Origin of the sequence: Mesorhizobium sp. M1312 (genome assembly GCF_040318115.1) — a bacterium.
Lineage (GTDB): Bacteria > Pseudomonadota > Alphaproteobacteria > Rhizobiales > Rhizobiaceae > Mesorhizobium.
Map to the genome: position 1 here is coordinate 1 of NZ_JAMYLQ010000077.1, position 4556 is coordinate 4556.

The 4556-nt window shown below is 58.1% G+C and carries 9 protein-coding genes; 4 read left to right on the forward strand and 5 right to left on the reverse strand.

Annotated elements, in window-relative coordinates; all coding sequences use genetic code 11:
* The first annotated feature begins 61 nt into the window (after positions 1-61).
* The 4 genes from NKH36_RS34370 to NKH36_RS34385 all read left to right on the forward strand — a co-directional run bounded on the left by NKH36_RS34370 (position 62) and on the right by NKH36_RS34385 (position 1841).
* Complete coding sequence (locus NKH36_RS34370; protein ID WP_352966243.1) at positions 62-265, forward strand: recombinase family protein; 204 nt, start codon at positions 62-64, stop codon at positions 263-265.
* 203 nt (positions 266-468) lie between these two features.
* Entirely contained in the window at positions 469-717 is a 249-nt protein-coding gene (locus tag NKH36_RS34375; RefSeq protein ID WP_352966245.1) for a DUF982 domain-containing protein, read from the forward strand.
* A gap of 426 nt (positions 718-1143) precedes the next feature.
* A complete protein-coding gene (locus NKH36_RS34380; RefSeq protein ID WP_352966246.1) occupies positions 1144-1326 on the forward strand; it encodes a hypothetical protein in 183 nt (60 codons plus the stop codon).
* A gap of 101 nt (positions 1327-1427) precedes the next feature.
* Positions 1428-1841 (forward strand): hypothetical protein, encoded by a 414-nt coding sequence (locus NKH36_RS34385; RefSeq protein ID WP_352966247.1) that lies wholly within the window; start codon positions 1428-1430, stop codon positions 1839-1841.
* Here the strand turns inward: NKH36_RS34385 and NKH36_RS34390 are convergent.
* The 5 genes from NKH36_RS34390 to NKH36_RS34410 all read right to left on the reverse strand — a co-directional run.
* Positions 1824-2246, reverse strand: a complete 423-nt coding sequence (locus NKH36_RS34390; protein ID WP_352966249.1) for a low affinity iron permease family protein — start codon at positions 2244-2246, stop codon at positions 1824-1826. The genes NKH36_RS34385 and NKH36_RS34390 overlap by 18 nt on opposite strands.
* 806 nt (positions 2247-3052) lie before the next feature.
* The gene (locus NKH36_RS34395) at positions 3053-3385 is read right to left on the reverse strand and encodes a DUF982 domain-containing protein (RefSeq protein ID WP_352966250.1); all 333 of its coding nucleotides are present in this window, start codon (positions 3383-3385) and stop codon (positions 3053-3055) included.
* A gap of 19 nt (positions 3386-3404) precedes the next feature.
* A complete protein-coding gene (locus NKH36_RS34400; protein ID WP_352966251.1) occupies positions 3405-3653 on the reverse strand; it encodes a DUF982 domain-containing protein in 249 nt (82 codons plus the stop codon).
* Positions 3654-3662: 9 nt separating this feature from the next.
* Positions 3663-3908 (reverse strand): DUF982 domain-containing protein, encoded by a 246-nt coding sequence (locus NKH36_RS34405; RefSeq protein ID WP_352966253.1) that lies wholly within the window; start codon positions 3906-3908, stop codon positions 3663-3665.
* A gap of 275 nt (positions 3909-4183) precedes the next feature.
* Positions 4184-4556: hypothetical protein (locus tag NKH36_RS34410; RefSeq protein WP_352966254.1), on the reverse strand; the 373-nt coding region annotated here is incomplete at its 5' end.

Here is a 4556-nt window from a genome sequence, read left to right on the forward strand (position 1 = left end):
ACTGGAATAAAGCTCGGCAATCCGACCAACACCGCCGAAGCTGCGGCGAAGGGCTCGGAAGATGTCGATCGAAGAAGCCGACCGGTTTGCCCAGACCGTGCTGCCGATCATCGCTTCCATTCAGCGGTCGGGCATCACCAGCCTGCGTGGCCTGGCCATCGCCCTGAACAACCGCGGCGTTCGAACAGCGCGCAACGGCCAATGGCAGGTCTCTAATGTGCGCAACATTTTGGCGCGGCAAGCTTCTGTGAACTTGCTTTTATAGGCGGGAATTTGCTGACCAGCACCCATCGAAGCAGCAGCCCTTGCTTGGCCACCGGGCATAGCAAGCGGTAATCAGCGGGCCCATAGGGATGCGGTTGCAGGAACATTCTTCACAGAATATGAGGCGACCGGGACAAACGTGACGCCACGGAATGGAGGTTTCGCCTGTAAGATCATGCGGGGGTTTCGGAAGGAGACCTGTTTATGACCAGCGAACGAGGCGTCGGCACGTTTCGAAAGCCCGTGACCGTATGGCTGGCCTCGAACAAAGTCAGTGTTTCGAGCACCCGCGAAGCCGCCGAAATGCTGCTCTACGAGTGGCCCATTGGAGAGACCGCTCGCCGCATCCAGGCACGTATGGCGTGCATCAAGGTGCTCGGCGGCGGCAGCGCCCCTGAGGTAGCCCGAGTGGCATTTCTCAGCGCCGCCAAGGAAGCGAAGATCCTGAACTGACATCTGCTAATCCGCCGCGATCCTGGCGGGATCGGCGGCATCGAAGGGATTCTCACCGTTGTCGGCGACCTTCACGAGTTCATCCGCCGGCGCTTCGAATTGCGCGGCGAGGTCTTTGTTGATGAACTCTTTCTACTCGCCGGCGTTGGCGGTTGCGGGTCAGACGATTCCCACGGCCAGGTGAGCCCAGATCATCAGCACAACCAGCACCACGCCGACTAACAATGTGGGGCGAAGTACCCTCCCATGGACATTGCGTCGAACCAGTGCAATTCCAATCCATGCAGCGGCAAGTAGCGCGGCCACAGCCGTGAAATCCTCTATACCCCAGTTCATAGCGATCGGTCCTGGTTCCGATCGAGGGACTATGCAGCAGGACGTTCTGCCGCGCTAGAAGCATCACTCTGCTGCGGCCTGCCGTCGAGCATGATGACCAGCGCCTTGCCCATGGTGGCCTTCGGTGGTTTGGTGGCTAATCAAATGGAGGGACGTAACGGGAGATACGTCGTTGAGGTGGGCAAGATCGAGGTCAACGCGGCTACAGTTTACCCGGTTCGCACCATCACCAAAGGCAAGGTCGACCATATAAAGCATGACAAAACCCGCTAAGCCGCCCCGCTCCCGGCCTCGACAGGGCCTGGCAGCCAAAGAGAAACTAAGATCAATTTTGAGGGTCGGTTATGTGGATTCCACTACAGATCAGAGAGGCAGTGGAGATCCGCCAGAGCCGGCGCAAAATTGGCCAACTTGACCGCGCCTGCGAGATTGAACTCGCGGATGCCGAGACGAGCGACGATCGTGCGAAAATTGAAGACCGGCGTCACCGGGAAACTTCGTTGTACGTTGACAAGATCGAGGCGATTAAGACGCGGAGGCTTTTGCGGAAAGCGAACAGTCTGGACGTTCCCTATGAATACCCGAGGGAGGACAGCCCGGTTTGGGGGCGGTCCGATCAACTACATACATGGCATCTGACGACGATCGGCTATTCCCAGCTGCGAAAAGCGATCAGGCAAGAGCGCAGGGACCGGCGCGAATGGGTAATCACGTGGGCCGGCGTTATAATCGGCATCATCGGTTCGCTCACCGGCATGTTGGCGGTGTGGTTAGCTGCGAGATCCTAGATTGCGGCTACGCTGCCTGCGCATTTTGTTGCGCTTAGCAGCCGCTGGCGTAACTCCCTCGTGCTCAGCTTCTTGATCAGCCGCCGCTGCTTCCAATTCAAGCCGCGCTAAATGGGCCCTAATCTCCTCAGGCTCGGCATGCTCGAGCCCGACGACATTGTTCCTCGTTTCCTTCAATCCGACGATAATTTCATCGAGCTTCGCATGAATGGCAGCAGTGTCGCGATAGCCCTGGATCAGGACGACGCCGGTAATCACTATCGCAGCTACTGAAAGCGCATAGGTGATTACGTTTGTTAGCCCAAACGGAACCATCGCAGTAGAGGCTATCATCGCTGCCATCAGCACATAGAAGCCTGGCGGACGGGACAGAAAGTCGGCGATCACAAAGAGAAGTCGGTTCATGCGAATCCCCCAACAAACCACGTAATCCCGATTGGGGTCGCATTTCGGGTGCTCGTCAATGGCACCCTCCTTTTGTTGATTGTTTCATGGCGAGGTTGACCATGAAGGAAATCAGCTCCCTCAGGGCGCTGCAGCCTGTGAGTTAAATGAGAGAAGGAAACTCAAGCACGCCATAGAAATTTACCAGCGAGCGATGGCGTACCCTACCAAGCCCAACATTGAGAGCGCATACAGAACCAGGAAAACGGAACTACGGACGGTTGGCTGTCGAGGGCGGCGTCAGCTTCTTCCCATTCCCCAACCAGATTACTATCCCGCCTGGCCTCCGTGACCGCCAAACCGTCCGGCCCAATTTTTACCGTCGATCTCTCTTGAAATTCTTTTCTTGATATCGGCTAGGATCACTGGATCCTCGGGCAGGTGCCCGGAAACCCCTCGCCATCGTTCTTGTCCATGGCGCCAACAATGTTCTCTGCCTCACTTATGTTCCAAGTTTCTAATGTAAAATCTTTGACCAAGACCCGATCCAACGGCGCCGGGAAGGGAAAGCGCGGCTGTCGGGGAACAACACAACCAACCCTCAACCAGCCACCCAGACAAGCAGTGCGACGCCGATTGCCTAGGGAACCAGAACAACCGCCAACGCGACCCTAAAGCCTGGATCTGCCAAAGCGGCCATTTCGCTGAGAAGTTGCTTCATGCCGGCGAAACGCGCACCCGCGCCTGGTGTTCCGTGCGGGCAAGTTGTTCCATACCGAAACAAAAGCCCGCCGCGCCTTTCGGCACGGCGGGCGATCAGTCGTTCACTAGGCACGGGGTGCGGGCGGGGTAGTGTGCCCGGTGCGTTGAAAGCCTATCCGCGCGGGGTGCATCACGTCTACCAACCGGCGGTTGGAGGATCGAGCGCTAGCTAGAAGAGCGTAGCAACCCTCCTCCTTAGCCGTAGCTTCGAAGGCCTTTCTTACGTCGTCGGCTGTGCCCTCGCCATCATGGACGGCCTTGCAGGCCTCGACCGCCTTCTTCCACTTAGGTCCCCACTTGGTCCACTTCATGAGTTCCACGGCGGCACCCTCGACATCGTTGCAGCCGTAGGTGAGCCCAGGTCGGTCGGTCTCGATGTTGACCGGACCGGAAAGCAATTGAGAGCCATGATACCTCCTACTCAGGCGAGAGATACATCTCCGCCTCCTTTGCGGCAGCCACGAAAGCCTTTCGGATCACGTGAGGGTCAATTGGATCGCCCTCCAGTGCTGACAGGCAGAGGGTCCACGCCTTATGCCAGTGAGGTCCTCTTCGGGTCCACGTTTTGAGCTGCTCAAGGGCTGCCCTCGCATTGTGGCAGCCATGCCTGGCACCTTCCGTTTCAGTCTTCACGAACACCGGAGGGACGAACCAAAGGGTTGTCATGAATATCTCCTACTCAGGCGAGAGATATACGCTCGCCTCCTTGGCCGCCGCCTCAAAGGCTTCACGGACCTCTTGGGGGGACACTCTGCCCTCGAACGCGTCAACGCAGGATTGGACCGCTTTCGTCCACTTCGGCCCCTTTGTGTCCCACGCCATGAGCTCCTCGGCGGCTCCCTCGACGTGGCTTACCCCATGGCGAATGCCCGGACGGTTCGCTTTCACGTAGACAGGGGGAGAGAACCAGAGAAGACCCATCAGGGGTAAATTAGGGGGTGCTCAGATCTTTGGTAGAGGCGGAAAAGGTCGACTGAACAGCGGCCGTCCCTCTTTGAGCGCCGTAATCTCGTCATCCCGCCTGGCGATGCGGCTTTCCAGATTGGCGATGCGCTCCGTCAAAAAGTAGCGCCCGACTAGGAAGCCTCCACCTCCAAAGAGGACCGCGAATGTAAGAAAACGCTATTGGGTTAGCCAGCACAAGCGCCGAGTTCGTTTGTAGAAAATCGATCAGGTCCTGCATCTCTCATGTCCTTTCAGTTCCTCGGGAGCTTGTGAATCTCCAGCCGAACCGGCCCTCCCCGCTCGCAACTTGTGCAGAAAAGCGCCCTTTCGACCGTGCTAAACAGCGCGTCTTTGCCGAAGCGCCTGATGAGAGCCGGCGACTTTACCTCGGCATGATGCGAGCAATTTCTGCGCCAGGCGCGTAACGTGTGCCACTCGCGGAGATCGCCCAGCGATACGTCCAGCCCGGCATGTATGCTGCCCTCAACGATGGTCTGCGGCGGCACTGTAGGCTCGCCCGGCGTGATGATCTTTTCCATCACATGCCGGCTGTTGTAGTGGATCAGGAGCATGCCGGGTCGACGCCGGATGGCGGTTTGCCAGGCCGCTTGGCTGACAAATGAG

Bases quoted from the DNA above. Each gene is read 5' to 3' on its own strand.
- NKH36_RS34370 (WP_352966243.1), top strand. From the start codon at position 62: ATGTCGATCGAAGAAGCCGACCGGTTTGCCCAGACCGTGCTGCCGATC.
- NKH36_RS34375 (WP_352966245.1), top strand. From the start codon at position 469: ATGACCAGCGAACGAGGCGTCGGCACGTTTCGAAAGCCCGTGACCGTA.
- NKH36_RS34380 (WP_352966246.1), top strand. From the start codon at position 1,144: ATGATGACCAGCGCCTTGCCCATGGTGGCCTTCGGTGGTTTGGTGGCT.
- NKH36_RS34390 (WP_352966249.1), bottom strand. From the start codon at position 2,246: ATGAACCGACTTCTCTTTGTGATCGCCGACTTTCTGTCCCGTCCGCCA.
- NKH36_RS34400 (WP_352966251.1), bottom strand. From the start codon at position 3,653: ATGACAACCCTTTGGTTCGTCCCTCCGGTGTTCGTGAAGACTGAAACG.
- NKH36_RS34405 (WP_352966253.1), bottom strand. From the start codon at position 3,908: ATGGGTCTTCTCTGGTTCTCTCCCCCTGTCTACGTGAAAGCGAACCGT.